The sequence below is a fragment of the Paraburkholderia ginsengiterrae genome, from assembly GCF_001645125.1.
Classification (GTDB): domain Bacteria; phylum Pseudomonadota; class Gammaproteobacteria; order Burkholderiales; family Burkholderiaceae; genus Paraburkholderia; species Paraburkholderia ginsengiterrae.
In genome coordinates, this window is record NZ_LXKA01000393.1 from 204,509 (window position 1) to 221,171 (window position 16,663).

General features: G+C 63.7%; 15 protein-coding genes. 8 read left to right on the top strand and 7 right to left on the bottom strand.

The annotated features are described in order from the left end of the window. Window positions 1-515 precede the first annotated feature (515 nt). The 6 genes from A6V37_RS38500 to A6V37_RS38525 all read right to left on the bottom strand — a co-directional run bounded on the left by A6V37_RS38500 (window position 516) and on the right by A6V37_RS38525 (window position 7,457). On the bottom strand, window positions 516-1,676 hold the full coding sequence (locus tag A6V37_RS38500; protein ID WP_064269012.1) for a Gfo/Idh/MocA family protein: 1,161 nt from the start codon (window positions 1,674-1,676) through the stop codon (window positions 516-518). A 30-nt stretch (window positions 1,677-1,706) separates the two neighbouring features. Next, a complete protein-coding gene (locus A6V37_RS38505; RefSeq protein ID WP_064269011.1) occupies window positions 1,707-2,756 on the bottom strand; it encodes a sugar phosphate isomerase/epimerase family protein in 1,050 nt (349 codons plus the stop codon). A gap of 85 nt (window positions 2,757-2,841) precedes the next feature. Beyond that, window positions 2,842-3,804, bottom strand: coding sequence for a substrate-binding domain-containing protein (locus A6V37_RS38510; protein ID WP_064269010.1), 963 nt, complete (start codon window positions 3,802-3,804; stop codon window positions 2,842-2,844). 76 nt (window positions 3,805-3,880) lie between these two features. Beyond that, window positions 3,881-4,894 carry an ABC transporter permease gene (locus A6V37_RS38515; RefSeq protein WP_064286953.1) on the bottom strand — a complete coding sequence of 338 codons (1,014 nt, stop codon included), beginning with the start codon at window positions 4,892-4,894 and terminating at the stop codon, window positions 3,881-3,883. Next, a complete protein-coding gene (locus A6V37_RS38520) occupies window positions 4,875-6,362 on the bottom strand; it encodes a sugar ABC transporter ATP-binding protein (RefSeq protein WP_064286954.1) in 1,488 nt (495 codons plus the stop codon). The genes A6V37_RS38515 and A6V37_RS38520 overlap by 20 nt, the downstream gene beginning before the upstream one ends. A gap of 3 nt (window positions 6,363-6,365) precedes the next feature. Beyond that, the gene (locus tag A6V37_RS38525; RefSeq protein WP_064269007.1) at window positions 6,366-7,457 is read right to left on the bottom strand and encodes a LacI family DNA-binding transcriptional regulator; all 1,092 of its coding nucleotides are present in this window, start codon (window positions 7,455-7,457) and stop codon (window positions 6,366-6,368) included. Between the two features lie 309 nt (window positions 7,458-7,766). On the opposite strand from A6V37_RS38525, the gene A6V37_RS38530 reads away from it, so the two are divergent. Beyond that, window positions 7,767-8,420, top strand: a complete 654-nt coding sequence (locus tag A6V37_RS38530; protein ID WP_064269006.1) for a protein-L-isoaspartate O-methyltransferase family protein — start codon at window positions 7,767-7,769, stop codon at window positions 8,418-8,420. A gap of 11 nt (window positions 8,421-8,431) precedes the next feature. Next, window positions 8,432-8,755 (top strand): rhodanese-like domain-containing protein, encoded by a 324-nt coding sequence (locus tag A6V37_RS38535; protein WP_064269005.1) that lies wholly within the window; start codon window positions 8,432-8,434, stop codon window positions 8,753-8,755. A 111-nt stretch (window positions 8,756-8,866) separates the two neighbouring features. On the opposite strand, the gene A6V37_RS38540 is transcribed toward A6V37_RS38535, so the two are convergent. Further along, entirely contained in the window at window positions 8,867-9,337 is a 471-nt protein-coding gene (locus A6V37_RS38540) for a hypothetical protein (protein WP_131799890.1), read from the bottom strand. On the opposite strand from A6V37_RS38540, the gene urtA reads away from it, so the two are divergent. From urtA to A6V37_RS38570, 6 genes are all read left to right on the top strand, one after another. Then, window positions 9,303-10,601: an urea ABC transporter substrate-binding protein gene (urtA, locus tag A6V37_RS38545; RefSeq protein ID WP_064286955.1), complete on the top strand. Its 1,299-nt coding sequence runs from the start codon at window positions 9,303-9,305 to the stop codon at window positions 10,599-10,601. The two genes, A6V37_RS38540 and urtA, sit on opposite strands and share 35 nt — an antisense overlap. Window positions 10,602-10,809: 208 nt before the next feature. After that, window positions 10,810-12,471 carry an urea ABC transporter permease subunit UrtB gene (gene urtB, locus A6V37_RS38550; protein ID WP_064286959.1) on the top strand — a complete coding sequence of 554 codons (1,662 nt, stop codon included), beginning with the start codon at window positions 10,810-10,812 and terminating at the stop codon, window positions 12,469-12,471. A 1-nt stretch (window position 12,472) separates the two neighbouring features. Then, window positions 12,473-13,684 (top strand): urea ABC transporter permease subunit UrtC, encoded by a 1,212-nt coding sequence (urtC, locus tag A6V37_RS38555; protein WP_064269002.1) that lies wholly within the window; start codon window positions 12,473-12,475, stop codon window positions 13,682-13,684. Next, window positions 13,677-14,540, top strand: coding sequence for an urea ABC transporter ATP-binding protein UrtD (urtD, locus tag A6V37_RS38560; protein WP_064269001.1), 864 nt, complete (start codon window positions 13,677-13,679; stop codon window positions 14,538-14,540). The genes urtC and urtD overlap by 8 nt, the downstream gene beginning before the upstream one ends. A gap of 42 nt (window positions 14,541-14,582) precedes the next feature. After that, window positions 14,583-15,275: an urea ABC transporter ATP-binding subunit UrtE gene (gene urtE / locus A6V37_RS38565; protein ID WP_064269000.1), complete on the top strand. Its 693-nt coding sequence runs from the start codon at window positions 14,583-14,585 to the stop codon at window positions 15,273-15,275. Window positions 15,276-15,394: 119 nt separating this feature from the next. Beyond that, window positions 15,395-16,276, top strand: coding sequence for an urease accessory protein UreD (locus tag A6V37_RS38570; RefSeq protein WP_064268999.1), 882 nt, complete (start codon window positions 15,395-15,397; stop codon window positions 16,274-16,276). The last annotated feature ends 387 nt before the right edge of the window (window positions 16,277-16,663 follow it).

Here is a 16,663-nt window from a genome sequence, read left to right on the forward strand (position 1 = left end):
TATCACGTGCACTTACAATGTGTTACTGCATGTAACGAGGAAATTTCCGAAATAACGGCGCACACGTTTGCGCGACAAAGAACATGCCAGGCCGCAGTGGGCGGAGGTGCGCCGTATTGAAACACAGCGCGCCCGGTCGGTCCGAGTCGGATACGGATCTGCACGGAACAGCAAAACCACCGAACGGGGAAAATAGGCAACCCAGTCCGCGCTGATGTATGCTTTATGATTCTTAAATTTCAAGCAGTCAGGCCCCGGACAATGGCGAGCCAAACAGAATCTTCTGAATAAATCGCCACGATGCAATGGCGCCACGAGATTTACGCTGTCAAATACAATAGCGAATTGAGTGATTTAATTTCCGGTCCGGATTAAATCACACTTCGCGTGCCCAGTAGATTCAGGGCGATGGCAGGACATATTCCGGAAGGCTTTTTCCAGAATGACAAGGCGGAACAGTTACTATCAAAGGATTGCTTACGTTTGGCAGTCCGATCCCCGCTCACGCATCGCCGCTAATCGTTGATAATCGCCCGCCACTGCCCATCCGCCGCGCTGCTCGCGAGCACGGCATCGATAAACCGCAACCCCGCCACACCGTCGTCCACCGTCGTGAGCAACAGGCTTTCGGCGGGTAACGCGCGGCCCGCGTCCAACGCTTCGATCTGCAGCGCGGCGTCCTTGTAGAGCTGCGCGAACGCTTCCAGATAGCCCTCGGGATGCCCCGGCGGCACGCGCGTCGCGTGCGCCGCGACCGCGCCTGTCACACGCCCTCGTGTCAAACGCTCGGCCGAGCCGCCGAGTGGGGTAAACCACAATTCGTTGGGATGCTCCTGATCGAACGCGAGGCCCGCTTTCGTTCCATACACCCGCAGGCGCAACGCGTTTTCCGCGCCGCTTGCCACCTGGCTCGCCCACAGCATGCCGCGCGCGCCGTTCGGATAGCGCAGCATCGCCTGCACGTGATCGTCGATGCGCCGCCCCGCCACGAAGGTATGCACTTCCGCCGAAAGCGCGTGCGGCATCATCCCCGTGACGAAGGCCGCAAGCTGATACGCATGCGTGCCGATATCGCCGAGACATCCCGCCGGTCCCGCTAACGAAGGGTCCGTGCGCCAACCTGCCTGCTTGTTAGTGCCGGCCGTTTCGATCGGTTCCGCAAGCCAATCCTGCGCGTATTCGACCTGCACCACGCGTATCTCGCCCAACTCGCCTTCGTTGATCAGTTCGCGAGCGTGACGCACGAGCGGATAGCCGGAGTAGGTATGCGTCAACGCAAACAGCCTGTTCTTCTCGCGCGCGAGTTTCGCGAGCGCCTCGCCTTCCGCCAGCGAGACCGCCAATGGTTTGTCGCACACCACATGAATGCCGGCTTCGAGAAACGCCGTGGCCACCGGCGCGTGCAGATAATTCGGCGTGACGATCGCCACCGCGTCGATACCGTCGTCGCGAGCGGTTTCGGCAAGCGCCATCTCGCGCCAGTCCGCATAGCTGCGCGCGATACCCGCTTCGGCGGCGCTCGCTTGCGCGCGCTGCGGATCGGACGACAACGCACCCGCCACCAGTTCGAAACGATCGTCGAGCCGCGCCGCAATCCGATGCACCGCGCCGATGAACGCGCCCTGCCCGCCGCCGACCATGCCCAGCCTGAGCCTTCTGTGCGTGCCTTGCTGCATTGCTCCTCGCTCCTTTGCGCTTGCCCGCCTTCAGATGCCGAGCAGGTGCTTCAACTGCACCGCGTCCACGCCACTGCCGGCGAAGTCGTCGAAAGCATGCTCCGCCACGCGGATGATGTGCCGGCGAATGAACTCCGCCCCTTCGCGCGCGCCGTCGTGCGGATGCTTCAGCGCGCATTCCCATTCCAGCACGGCCCAGCCGGGAAAATCGTATTGCGCCATTTTCGAAAAGACCGCACCGAAATCGATCTGTCCGTCGCCCAGCGACCTGAATCGCCCCGCGCGCTCGACCCACCCGCTGTAGCCGCCGTACACGCCCTGCTTGCCGTTCGGGCGAAACTCCGCATCCTTCACGTGGAACGCCTTGATGCGCTCGTGATAGATGTCGATGAACGCAAGGTAGTCGAGTTGCTGCAAGACGAAATGACTCGGATCGTAGAGGATGTTGGCGCGCGGATGCTGCTTCACCGCGTCGAGAAAACGCTCGAAAGTCACGCCGTCGTGCAGGTCTTCACCCGGATGCAGCTCGTAGCACACGTCGACACCGGCCGCGTCGAACGCATCGAGAATCGGCGTCCAGCGGCGTGCGAGTTCGTCGAACGCGGCGTCGATCAAACCGGCCGGACGCTGCGGCCACGGGTAGAGATACGGCCAGGCGAGCGCGCCGGAAAACGACACATGCGTATTCAAACCCAAACGCTGTGACGCCTGGGCCGCGAGCTTCATCTGTTCGACCGCCCATTGCGTGCGCGCCGCGGGGTTGCCTCGCACGTGCTGGGCGGCAAAGCCGTCGAACAATGCGTCATAAGCCGGATGCACGGCGACCAGCTGCCCTTGCAGATGCGTCGACAGTTCGGTGATCGCCACGCCGGCATCGTCCACGATCTCGCGCAATTCGTCGCAGTACGTCTGGCTCGCCGCCGCCAGTCCTAGATCGATCAGGCGCGGATCGCACGGCACCTGAATGCCTTTGAAGCCGAGACCCGCTGCCCAGCCCGCGAGATGCGCGAGGTTGTCGAACGGCACGTCGTCGCCCATGAACTGAGCGAGAAAAATCGCCGGCCCTTTGATGGTTTTCATCGTACGGTTCCTCGAACGATGGCGCGCTCGCTCTGCCTGTGCGGCAAGAGCAACGCAAGCCGCAAGCGCGCCCGGATGCTCATGGTCAGAACGGCGAGTCCGGAAAGTAGAACTGCTGCGCGTTCTCCTTCGTGATCAGCACCGACGGAATGATTGTGGTGGGCGGCAGCTTGTCGCCCTTCAGGCGCGCTTCGGCGGTGAGCTTGATCGCGTCGTAGATGAACTTCGGCGAGTACGACACGTCGGCCTTGATAAGCGGAGCACCGTCCATCACGTTTTTCACCATGCCCTTCGAACCCGCGCCGCCGAACACGATCTTGATGTCGCTGCGTTTCGCCTGGTCGATGGCCTTGAGCACGCCGACCGCCATGTCGTCGTCCGCGGCCCAGACGGCGTCGATATGCTTGAAGCGCGTCAGGTAGTCCTGCATCACCTTGAACGCGTCGTCGCGATTCCAGTTGGCGTACTTCGCATCGAGAATCTTGATGTTCGGATAGTTCTTCAGCACGCCGGTGAACGCGCTCCAACGCTCGTTATCGAGTGTCGTCGGAATGCCGCGCAGCGCGACGATGTCGCCCTTGCCGTCGAGCGCCTTGGCCAGATACTCAGCGGGGATCTTGCCGAACGCGGTGTTGTCGCCCGCCACGTAGGCATCCTGCGCGCTCGTATCGGTCAGGCCGCGATCCACCACCGTCACATACACACCTTTCTTCTTCACCTGCGCAACCGGCTGCGTGAGAGACGCCGATTCGAACGGAAAGATCACCAGCGCGTTGATCTTGTTCACCGTCACGAGGTCCTGCAACTGGTTCGCCTGCTCGGGCGCGCCAGCCGCGGTTTTCACGATTACTTTCAGATCGGGGTGTTCTTTCTCCAGATCGGCCTTCGCCTTGTTCGCCCACCAGACGATGCCACCGGTAAATCCGTGGTCAGCCGTTGGAATCGCGACGCCCAATGTGACCTTGTCGTCGGCGCGCGCCATGCCCGCCGTGCCCAGTATCCCCAACGCCAGCATGCCGGCGCCGACCGCTCGAATGACCTGCTTCATGGTTGTGTCTCCAATGGTGAGGCGTTCAAGCGCCCCGGTTTTCAACCCGCCGTTGTTGCTATGTGAAGCGCCACCTCTACCTCCGCCCGCGTTGCACGAACGCCACGAAGATAATCACCACGCCCTGCACCGCCCCGTTCAGATACACGCTGATGATGCTGGTCAGATTCAGAATGTTGGCGATCACCGAGAGCAGGATCGCCCCGATCACCGTGCCGATCACCCGCCCCTCGCCGCCCTTGAGCGCGGTGCCGCCCACCACGACCGAGGCAATCGCTTCGAGCTCCCACAGCAGGCCGGTGGTCGGCGTGGCCGAACCGAGCCGAGGCACGTACAGCACCGTCGCGACGCCCACGCAGATGCCGAGCAGCACATACGTGATGATCTTCACCGTATCGACGCGAATCGCCGCGTAGCGCGCGACCTGTTCGTTCGAGCCGATGGCCTGTACGTGCCGGCCGAACGCGGTGCGATTGAGGATCAGCGCGCCGCCCGCCGCCACGATGAGGAACACCCAGATCGGCACCGGCACGCCGAACAGGCTCGCGTAATAGACCGGGCCATATAGATCGGATAGCGAATTATCGAGCGTGAGCGCGCCGCCGTCGGCGAGCCACGTGAGCACCGCGCGAAAGATCCCGAGCGTGCCTAGCGTGACGATGAACGGCTCGATCCTGCCCTTCGTGATCAGCAAGCCGTGCGCGCAGCCGAACAGCCCGCCGAGCACGAGCGCGAACACGATGCCGAGCGTCACGATCAGAAGCGGCGCGAGCGTGTGGCCGCCGACGCCCGCCGCGAGTCCGTTCATCAGCCAGATCATGCTGCCCGCGATCAGTGCGGCCATCGAGCCGACCGAGAGATCGATGCCGCCCGAGATGATCACGAAGGTCATGCCGACCGCAATGATGCCGATGAACGACGTGCGTGTGAGCACGTTCATCAGGTTGTCGAGCGTGGCGAAATCGCGGTTGAGCAGCGTGCCGACAATGCACAGCACGATCAGCCCGGCGAGCGGCCCGAGCGCATACAGCCGGTGCGCGAAGCGCAAAGCGCGGCCGTGTTGCACGGTCTCAGTGTGTGCCGGTCGCATGGGCGATCAACTCCTCTTCGGTCAGATGGTCGAGCGACAGCGTGGCTTGCAGGCGCCCCGCGCGCATCACGGCGACGCGGTGGCACAAGCCGATCAGCTCGATCAGTTCGGATGAAATGACGATCACCGCGCGGCCTTGGGCGGCGAGGCGCTGAATCAGAAAATAGATGTCGCGTTTCGCGCCGACGTCGACGCCGCGCGTCGGCTCGTCGAGCACGATCACGTTCGGCTCCGGCTGCAGAAACTTGGCGAGCGCGAGCTTTTGCTGATTGCCGCCGGACAGCATGCGCGCGCGGCTCGACAGGTCACCGGTGCGGATGCCGAATTCGCTCACGGCCTTCGTCAGCGCCGCGCGCCCCGCCTTCAGATCGAGCAGCGGATGCGCGTAGCGTTCGAGCGTCATGAGCGTGACGTTGTCCTGCAGGCTCAGGTTCACATGCAAGCCCTTGCCCTTGCGATCCTCGCTCAGATACGTGAGACCGTGGCGCATCGCGTCGCGTGGGCTTTTCAGATGCACTGGTTGGCCGGCGATTTCGATCCGCCCCGCCGTGCGCTTGCGCAAGCCCAGAATCGCTTCGAACGCTTCCGTGCGGCCCGCGCCCACCAGGCCCGCGAAACCGAGCACTTCGCCCGCGCGCACCTCGAAGCTCAGGTCGTCCACCCATTGCGGCACGGTGAGGCCTTCCACCTTCAACGCCTGGGGCGCGGCGGCGAACACCGTGACTTTCTCGGGGAACATGTCTGACACGTCGCGCCCGACCATCAGGTTCGCCATCTGCTGCCGCGCGAGTCCGGAGGTTGCGCCGCGGGCGACGAAGCGCCCGTCGCGCATCACGATTACTTCGTCGGTGATGCGCTCCACTTCGTCGAGCTTGTGCGAGATATACACGAGGGTCACGCCGTCGGCCTTGAGCTTCGCCATCAGCGTGAAGAGGCGTTCGGTTTCAGCGGGCGTGAGCGTGGCGGTCGGCTCGTCCATGATGAGCAGGCGCGCGCGGCGCGACAGCGCCTTGGCGATTTCCACCATCTGCTTTTCCGCCACGATCAGGTCACGCACCTTCGTGTCCGGCGCTTTGTCGAGGCCGACCTGCGCGAGATAGCGGGCGGCATCGGCGCGCACCGCCGCGTCGTCGACGAACCAGCCGCGGCGCTTCTCGTGGCCGAGATACATGTTCTGCGCAATCGTCAGATGCTCGGCGAGATTGAACTCCTGGTGGATCAGCACGATGCCTTGAGCTTCCGCGTCGCGCGAACCGGCGAACTGCCGCATGTGTCCGTCGACGAGCAAGGTGCCCGAGGTTGCCGTCTCATAGCCGGCGAGGATTTTCATCAGCGTGGATTTGCCGGCGCCGTTCTCGCCGAGCAGACCGTAGATGCGCCCCGGCGCCAGCTCGAAGCTCACGCCGTGCAAGACGCGCACCGGGCCGAAGTCTTTGCGGATGTCGTCGAAACGGATCGCGAGGCTCATGAATCAGGCGCTCCCGCGAATCACGAGCCGGTGCGGCAGCAGCACGCCCGGCACGTTGGTCAAAGGATTGGCGAGCCGCTGCAACAATAGACGCGCGGCGGTTTCGCCCAGTTCGCGCATGGGCTGCGCGATGGTGGTGAGCGGCGGATCGATTTGCGCGGCCAGCGAGATATCGTCGAAGCCGACCACCGCGACATCGTCCGGCACACGCTTGCCGACACTGCGCAAGCCATGGATCACGCCGATCGCGAGCGTATCGGACACCGCGAATATCGCGTCCGGCGCGTGGGACTGATTCATCAGCGTGGCCGCCGCCGATGCGCCGGCTTCGTAGTCGAGGCTATTCAGGTTCATGCGCCAGCGCGGGTCCGGTTCGATGCCCGCTTCGTTCAACGCGTCCAGATAGCCCTGCTGACGCTGCCGCGCGTACAGATAGCCGACATCGGAATTGATGAGCCCGATGCGGCGATGGCCGCGCGCGAGCAGATGCCGCACCGCGTCCCCCGCCGCCCGGTAGTTGTCGATGCCCACATAGGGCACGCCCATCGCCGGGTCGAACTCGCAGCACGCGACCCACGGCAGCGCACCGGAGGCCTCGCCGAGCGCCTGCTGGATGGTGTCGGGATCGAGACAGATGGCGCCGTCCGCGCGACGGCGCCGCAGCAGGTCGAAGTAGCTGCGCTCGCGGCCCGGATCCGCGCCCGTGTCGCACAGCAGCATGAAATAGCCGTGCTGGCGCGCCACGCTGTCGATGCCGCGCACGATCTCCGCATAAAAGGGATTGCCCACGTCCGGCACCATGGTGAGCAGCAGACGGCTCTCGGCCGTGCGCAGATTGCGCGCGAGTTCGTTGACGCGATAGCCGCTCGCGTCGATGGCGGCCAGCACCTTGTCGCGCGTGGCGGGCCGCACGTTCTCGTGGCCGTTCAGCACGCGCGACACCGTGGCCACCGACACGCCCGCCTGCTCGGCCACGCCGGCAATCGAGATGCCTTCGGCCGCGTCGCGCGAGGGCCGGCCGCCGGCTTGCGCAGATGGCTGGGACAGCACGCTGGACGACCCCGCGGGGCCCGCCTTGGACGACGATCTGGACACGTAAGCCCGCCTCAAAATGTAATCGATTACATTTTTGGACGATCGAGGCGGGAATCGCAAGGACGGATCCCTAGGGATTAACACGGAGTTGGGAGCGCCGCAGCCCGGGGTGCTTCTGCCAGGTACGGCCAGGTGCGGCCGGCGCCACGCGACGGGCTGCCCGCGAGGGCGCGGATTGGCACAGTCATTTGGTACAATCCCGCAGTTACCCTGACAGGCCTCGTGCGCCCAGCCTTCCGCCAGAGGCCGCCGGTCAGTGGCAAATCAAATCAAATCGCAAGACTCGCAAACCATACTGCCGACCCCACCATGAACATCGAGCAAGCGCGTTTCAACATGATCGAACAGCAGATCCGCCCCTGGGAAGTGCTCGACCAGGACGTGCTGAATCTGCTCTCGATCGTCAAGCGTGAAAACTTCGTCCCCGCCGCCTATCGCGATCTGGCCTTCGCCGACTTCGAAGTGCCGCTGCCGGCCGGCCAGCATATGCTGGCGCCGCGCGTTGAAGCGCGCGTGCTGCAGGAACTGGCGGTGAAGAAGCACGAAAGCGTGCTCGAAATCGGCGCGGGTTCGGGGTACATGGCAGCCTTGCTCGCGCACCGCGCGCAGCACGTGCTGACGGTCGACATCGAACCGGAACTGGCGGAACTGGCCCGCAACAACCTGATCGCCAACGGCGTCCTGAACGCCGAAGTCACCACCGGCGACGCCTCGCGTGGCTGGGCCGGCGCCGCGCCGTACGACGTGATCTGCGTGTCCGGTGGCCTGCCGGTGCTGCCGCAGGAACTGCTCGATCACCTGAAGATCGGCGGCCGTCTGGCGGCGTTCGTCGGCGCCGCGCCCGTCATGAAGGCGCAGATCATCACGCGCATCGACGAGAAGCAGTACCGCGTTGCCGACGTGTTCGAAACGTATATCGAACCGCTCGTCAACGCCGTGCAGCCGTCGCGTTTCAAGTTCTAATTCGCCTGCTCATGCAAAATCTGACCGCTCCGGCGCTCGCCGAATGGCTCGCCGACACTTCGCGTCCCGCGCCCGTACTGCTCGACGTGCGCGAGCCGTGGGAAATCCAGACGGCGTCGATCGCCGGCGCCGTATTGATTCCCATGCGTGAGATTCCCGCACGCAGCGAAGAACTCGACGACGACGCGCAAATCGTCTGCGTCTGCCACCATGGCGCGCGCAGCGCCCAGGTCGCGATGTTCCTCGAATCGCGCGGCCATACCAACGTCTTCAATCTGCAAGGCGGCATCGACGCGTGGTCGCGTCAGGTCGATCCGTCTGTGCCGACCTACTGATCTCCCAGGCCTGCTGAAACCTCAGCAGCGATCGCCATACAACATGACGGCCGGCGCCAACCACGCCGGCCGTTTTGCAATCTGAACGAGATATCGTCAGGAAGCGACGGCCTACTCCACTTCCGTTAGCACCTCCGCCACCGTCCCACAGATCGCTTCGATCCGCGCCGCCTCGACAATCAACAACGGCTGCAACGCCAGCATGTCGCCGGTATAGCGCGTCAACACACCCTTCTCGAAGCAGGCCATGCACAAAGGGGCGGCGGCCATGCACCGCCGGCGCCCGCTGGCGGACAGACACGCTTCGTTGCGGCGCGGCACGCACCCGAACAAGGCGCGCCGCCCGATCCTGCACCACTTTTGCGCCCTGCCCCCATCGCCCGGGTCGGCAGCCGGCCGCGCCACAGCATGCCGTTCCCGCCGCTCAGCTCGAATCAGCCACATGGCATGTCGCTTGCAGTACTCGTGCGGCAAGTTATGCGGGATAAGGCCTGCTGTCTGAAATCGACGCCCATAAACAGTCACCATCAATGGCAAGGGGATATACATGAAACGTCGCAGTCTGTTGAAGTTCGGTTCCATGTCGGGCGCCTTGGCGCTTGCGGGTCAAGTGCCGTTTGCTCAGGCACAGTCCGGCAGCGGTCCGATCAAGGTGGGTATTCTGCATTCCCTGTCGGGCACGATGGCAATCTCGGAGACATCGCTGAAGGACACCGCGTTGATGACCATCGCGGACATCAACAAGAATGGCGGCGTCATGGGCCGTCAGCTGGAACCGGTCGTGGTCGACCCTGCATCGAACTGGCCGCTGTTCGCGGAGAAAGCACGCCAGCTGATCACGCAGGACAAGTGCGCCGTGGTGTTCGGCTGCTGGACCTCGGTGTCGCGCAAGTCGGTGCTGCCGGTGTTCGAGGAACTGAACGGCCTGCTGTTCTATCCGGTGCAGTACGAAGGCGAGGAAATGTCGCGCAACGTCTTCTATACGGGCGCGGCGCCGAACCAGCAAGCCATTCCAGCCACCGAATACCTGATGAGCGCGGAAGGCGGCGGCCCCAAGCGCTTCTTCCTGCTGGGCACCGATTACGTGTACCCCCGCACGACCAACAAGATTCTGCGCGCCTTCCTCAAATCCAAGGGGGTGCAGGAAGCCGACATTCAGGAGGTCTACACACCGTTCGGCCATAGCGACTACCAGACCATCGTCGCGAACATCAAGACCTTCTCGCAAGGCGGCAAGACCGCGGTCATCTCCACGGTGAACGGCGACTCGAACGTGCCGTTCTACAAGGAACTCGGCAACCAGGGGCTGAAGGCGTCGGACGTGCCGGTCGTCGCGTTCTCGGTGGGCGAGGAAGAACTGCGCGGCATCGATACGAAGCCGCTGGTCGGCAACCTCGCAGCATGGAATTACTTCATGTCGCTGCGCAACCCGGCCAACGAGAAGTTCAAGAAACAGTGGGCCGCGTGGGTCGCGCAGAACAATCTGCCGGGCGGCGCCAAGCGCGTGACCAACGACCCGATGGAAGCGACGTTCGTCGGCATCCACATGTGGAAGCAGGCCGTCGAAAAAGCCAAGAGCACGGACGTGGACAAGGTGCGCGTGGCGATGGTCGGCCAGACGTTCGCGGCGCCGTCGGGTTTCACGCTGGAGATGGACGGCAATCACCATCTGCACAAGCCGGTGATGATCGGCGAAGTGCGCGCCGACGGCCAGTTCAACGTGGTGTGGCGGACCAAGACCGCGGTGCGCGCGCAACCGTGGAGCCCGTTCATCGCCGGCAATGCGGGCAAGCCGGACGTGGTCAGCTCGATCCCGGCGTTCCTGAAGCGCTCGCGAGTGGCCTGACAGGGCGGCGCGTCATGGCGGCGATGTCAGCCGCCGTAACACGTCGATTGCAATCCCGCGACGGATGCGCCCACCGGGCTCGTGTTCGTGCCGGGACCCGGCATCCAGCCCCCTGTGGCACGACTTTCGCGCGCAGCAACCCGACGGTGCGGCAACGGCGCTTGCCTCGATGCCGCGCCGCGCCGCCGGTTTTTCTTCAAAGGCCATCATGGCGTTTTCAATCCTCAACTCCGCACGAACACTCGCACGGTCACTCGCACGAGGGGCCGCGCGGCGCGGCATCGCCGGTGTCGCGCTGGTGATGCTCGCGGCTGCACCGCTGGCCGCCTTCGCGCTGACCCCGGCCGATCTCGCGCCGCTCGCGGGCGACGACTTCGACGCCAAATCCGCGGCCATCGACAAGCTGATCGCCCTTCATGACCCGGCATCGCTCGCGGTGCTCAAGGCTCTATCGGATGACAGCGCGCTCGCCACCGACTCGGGCGCCGTGCTGCTGCAAGACGGCGACACCGCGCGCGATGCACTCACCGGCAAGACCGTCGCCGCGGGCGACGCGCAGCCGGTCACGCTGAACAATCTGCTGCGCTCGAAAGTGGCCGGCGCGTTGTCCGGCCTGCAACTCGACTCGCCGGACAAGGCCACGCGCGAAGCCGCAATTGCGGCGCTGCTGCAAAACCCCGATCCGTCGATCAAGCCGCTCGTCGACGCGGCACGCGCGAAGGAAACCGATCCGGCGCTGAAGAAGCGCCTCGACACGCTCTGGGCGATGACCGCCTTGCACGACACCGACCCGGCCAAACGTCTCGAAGCCGTGCAACTGGTCGCCGCGCGGCACGATCTCGATATGAACGAACTGCTGCGGCCGCTCGTCGCGAAGAAGCCGGACGGTAGCTTCGCGGAAGCGGACGACCGCGTGCGCGCCGCCGCGCAAGGCGGCATCGACGAACTGGATGCGATCCAGCGGCGCAGCCAGATCGCCGGCACGCTATTCGCGGGCCTGTCGCTCGGCAGCGTGCTGCTGCTCGCCGCTTTAGGTCTTGCGATTACGTATGGGCTAATCGGCGTCATCAACATGGCGCACGGCGAATTCCTGATGATCGGCGCGTACGCCACCTATGTCGTTCAGAACCTCGTTCAGCGCTTCGCGCCCGGCGCGTTCGACTGGTATCCGCTGCTCGCGGTGCCGGCATCGTTCGCGGCGGCGGGACTGGTCGGCATCGTGCTCGACCGGCTGGTGTTGAAGCATCTGTATGGGCGTCCGCTCGAAACGCTGCTGACCACCTTCGGCGTCAGCCTGATCCTGATTCAGGCCACCCGCATGCTGTTCGGCGCGCAGAACGTGCAGGTGGCCAACCCTTCATGGATGAGCGGCGGCGTCACCGTCCTGCCCAATCTGATCCTGCCGTACAACCGGCTCGCGATCCTGGCGTTCTCGCTAATCGTGGTCGGCATCGCATGGGCCGTGCTGACGAAGACGCGTCTCGGCCTGTTCGTGCGCGCCGTCACGCAAAACCGGCGCATGGCGGCCTGCGTCGGCGTGAAGACGGCGCGAGTCGATTCGTATGCGTTCGCATTCGGCGCGGGCATCGCCGGGTTGGGCGGCTGCGCGCTGTCGCAGATCGGCAATGTCGGACCGGACCTCGGCCAGAGCTACATCATCGATTCGTTCATGGCGGTCGTGCTCGGCGGTGTAGGTCAGCTGGCCGGCACGGTGATCGGCGGCTTCGGGCTCGGGCTCGTCAGCAAGGCGATCGAACCGTTCTGGGGCGCGGTGCTCGCGAAGATCGCGGTGCTGGTGCTGATCGTGCTGTTCATCCAGAAGCGTCCGCAGGGCATGTTCGCCCTCAAGGGCCGTAGCGCGGAGGCATGAGATGACTTCTGCCACTTCACCGGCGAATTCGTCGCCAAGCTCATCGACTCTCGTCGGCGCAAGCGGCGGCGGCTCGATTTCCGGACGCCACGCGCAAGCGGGCTTCGCGCTCGGCCTGCCGCCACGCCCGGCGCTGCTGTCGCGGCGCGCGTGGCTTGCACTGATCGCGCTGATCATCGCGGTCGGTCTCGGCGTGCCGTTCGCCACGCTGGTGGTGCCGGAAACGAGCGCGCTGCATCTGTCCGCGTACGCAATGACGATCGCCGGCAAGTTCATGTGCTACGCGATAGCCGCGCTGGCGCTCGACCTCGTGTGGGGCTACTGCGGCATTCTGAGCCTCGGCCACGCATTGTTCTTCGCGCTGGGCGGCTACGCGATCGGCATGTATCTGATGCGCGCCATCGGCCACGACGGCAAGTACGGCAGCGACCTGCCCGACTTCATGGTGTTTCTGGATTGGCATCAATTGCCGTGGTACTGGGAAGGCACGCAGCATCTCGGCTACGCGCTGCTGCTGGTGGTACTCGTGCCGGCTGTGGTCGCGTGGGTGTTCGGCTTCTTCACATTCCGCTCGCGGGTGAAGGGCGTGTACCTCTCGATCATCACGCAGGCCATGACGTTCGCCGCGATGCTGCTGTTCTATCGCAACGAAACGGGCTTCGGCGGCAATAACGGCTTCACCGACTTCAAGCGCATAGGCGGGTTTCCGATCACGCATCCGGGCACGCGCACCGCCCTTCTGCTGATCACGTTCGCGGTGCTGATCCTCGCGTTCATCGGCGCGCGCGCAATCGTCGCCTCGAAGCTCGGCCGCGTGGTCACCGCCGTGCGCGACGGCGAAACGCGCCTGATGTTCCTCGGCTACAGCCCGCTGGCGTACAAGCTCTTCGTGTGGACAGTGTCCGCCGTGTTGTGCGGGATCGCCGGTGCGTTGTACGTGCCGCAGGTCGGCATCATCAATCCGGGGGAAATGTCGCCGGGCAACTCGATCGAAATGGCGATCTGGGTCGCGGTGGGCGGACGCGGCACGTTGATCGGACCGATCATCGGCGCTTTCGCGGTGAACGGCGCGAAGAGCTTTTTCACGGCGAATTTCCCTGAATACTGGCTGTTCTTTCTGGGTCTGATTTTCGTGCTGGTCCCGCTGTTCCTGCCGAACGGCATCATGGGGCTGATCGAAGTCGTGACGCGCAAGAGGAACGCTCATGAATGAAAACCCGATGGTTCCTGATCTGGCTTTACCGGAAGACCTCGCCGAGACCTCGTTGAGCGGCGTCGCGAGCATGGGGCACGCGGTCGTGCCCGGCGAGATCGACATCTCGCACGGCACGATCCTGTATCTCGACGACGTGACGGTGAGCTTCGACGGCTTTCGCGCGTTGAACGCGCTGACGCTTTCCATCGACGCCGGCGAGCTGCGCTGCATCATTGGTCCGAACGGCGCGGGAAAGACGACGATGATGGATGTCATCACTGGCAAGACGGCACCGGATTCAGGCAAGGTGTTCCTCGGACAATCGATTGATCTGACGCGGATGAATGAGCCTTCCATCGCGCGCGCGGGGATTGGGCGCAAGTTTCAAAAGCCCACAGTGTTCGAGCAGCATCCCGTGTGGGAAAACCTCGAACTGGCGATGAAGGCAAACAAGAGCTGGTGGGCCTCGTTACGCGCGCATCTGGATCGCGAGGCGCAGGCGCGCATCGAGGAGACGCTGGCGCTGATCGGTCTGGAGGACGAAGCATTGCGTCTCGCCGGAGAACTCTCGCATGGCCAGAAGCAGCGGCTTGAAATCGGCATGCTGCTGATGCAGCAGCCGGCGTTGCTGTTGCTCGACGAACCGGCCGCCGGCATGACTGACGACGAAACCATGCAATTGGCCGAGTTGCTCAATCGCCTGCGCGGCACGTGCTCGATGATGGTCGTCGAGCACGATATGGAGTTCGTGGCCGCGCTGTCGGGCGAGACGGGCAAGGTGACCGTGATGGCCGAAGGGCGAGTGCTCGCCCACGGCACACTCGACGAAGTGAAGCGCGACGAGACGGTTATCGAATCGTATCTGGGTCGATGAGTGAATCGATGAAGAGCCGCTGAAACAAAGGGTCGAACAGACATGCTAGAAGTAGAAAACCTGAACCAGTACTACGGCGGCAGCCACATTCTGCGCGACGTGAAGCTCACCGTGCCCGACGGCAAGCTCACCGTCCTGCTCGGCCGCAACGGGGTCGGCAAAACCACCCTGCTGCGCTGCCTGATGGGTGTCGTGCCGACGAAGAGTGGTTCGATCGCCTGGCGAGGCACGCCACTCACCAAACTGCCGACTTACTCGCGTGTGGAGAAGGGCCTCGCTTATGTGCCGCAGGGCCGCGATATTTTTCCACGGCTGACCGTGGAAGAAAATCTGCTGGTGGGCGCCGCGAGCAGGAAAGCGCCCAGGGCGATCCCCGAGCGCATCTACGAACTGTTCCCGGTGCTCAGGGACATGCGCAGCCGCCGGGGCGGTGATCTGTCGGGTGGTCAGCAGCAACAGCTTGCGATTGGACGCGCGTTGATGAGCGAGCCGCAATTGCTGATACTCGACGAGCCCACTGAGGGTATTCAGCCGTCGATCATTCAGGACATCGGCCGCACGCTGCGGCAACTGGTCGAGGAAATGGGCATGACGGTGTTGCTCGTAGAGCAGTATTACGACTTCGCCAAAGATATCGCCGATCGGTATTGGGTGATGAGCCGCGGTGAGATCGTCGCCGGTGGCGAAGGCGCGAATATGGATGCGGATGGAGTACGCGCGCTGATCGCCGTGTGATCAGTACCCACCGCCAGGCGGCGTGCTATTCTCGGCGCAACCTGTGGCAACGCGCTTGAACGTTGCCTCACGTGCGCAGGCACGCTTTGCCTTTCTCCGTTTGGTCGCATTTCAATCGCATGTCGGTTCACGAAAATCATGTCACGTTAGCCGCCGCTCAGGCTGGTGCGCATTCGCCATGGCGCGCGCGTCTCGAACTCGGGTTCGTCAAGGATGGCGAGCGCACTGCGCTCAAACATCGGCTGCACGACGGACCGTTGCGCGTGCAACGACCGCTATATCCTGAAGGCCACGCGATCTGCCACGCGGTGATCGTGCATCCACCCGGTGGAATCGCGGGCGGCGATCAGTTGGGTATCACAGTCGATGTCGGCGCTGGTGCTCATGCGGTGATCACTACGCCAGGTGCGACCAAGTGGTACAAGTCCAATGGACGAACCGCGCAGCAGCATATTGCCGTGCGCGTCGGCGAGCGGGCGAAGCTCGACTGGCTGCCGCAGAACAATATCGTTTTTGATCACGCCAATGCGAAGCTGGATTTTTCGTTGACGCTGAGTGAAGGTGCGACTGCGATTGGATGGGATGCTACGCAGCTTGGGCGGCAGGCAGCCGGTGAGCGGTGGTCGGACGGCAGCTTGCGCGCGGTGTCGCGGATCGTAGGCGCCGACGGGGAGTTGTTGTGGCTCGAACGCGCAAATCTTGCGGCGGGGGATGCGCTGCGCGATGTGGCGCAAGGGTTGGCTGGGTTTCCTGCTTATGGGACGCTTTGGGCCGTTGGGGAAGCTTGCGATGACGTGCTTGCTGAAATGCTCACCGCTCAGCTTCCCTTTGATGATTCGCTGCGGGCGGCAGCTTCTTGTGTCACTTCAGGGGTGCTGCTCGTGCGGGCGGTTTCGCGGTCGATGGAAACGCTGCAGCAGGCTTTGATTCGGTGCTGGTTGCAGATGCGGCCGGTTGTGCATGGGGTGGAGGCGGCGCCGTTGCGGATATGGGCGACTTGAGGGGCTTTTTGTTTTTCTAGCCGTGTGTTTGGTGGTGTTGGCCTTTCCTTGAATTCACGGTGGTCTATTAGCGTTGCCCCTGTGCGGGGCGGCAACCTACTTTCTTTGCCGCGGCAAAGAAAGTAGGCAAAGAAAGCCGCTTTACCACCGCTAATTCTTAAGCGGGTCCCCTGGCTTGGAGGGGGTAGTGGTGCATCTGGAATCGGTGCTGTCGCACACTCCACCCTGGTGACAAGGCAGTCATTCTTCCGGCGGCGCTTCGCGCGCCGGCGCGGTAGTTCATCAAACCAATCGGCAGTGCGTGCGGAAGCGGTAATCGTAGATACGCTGTGCTGCTTTGCCCCGCTTTTCGTCGCTTTGCTTCTAATGCGAGGATCGCACCAAGAT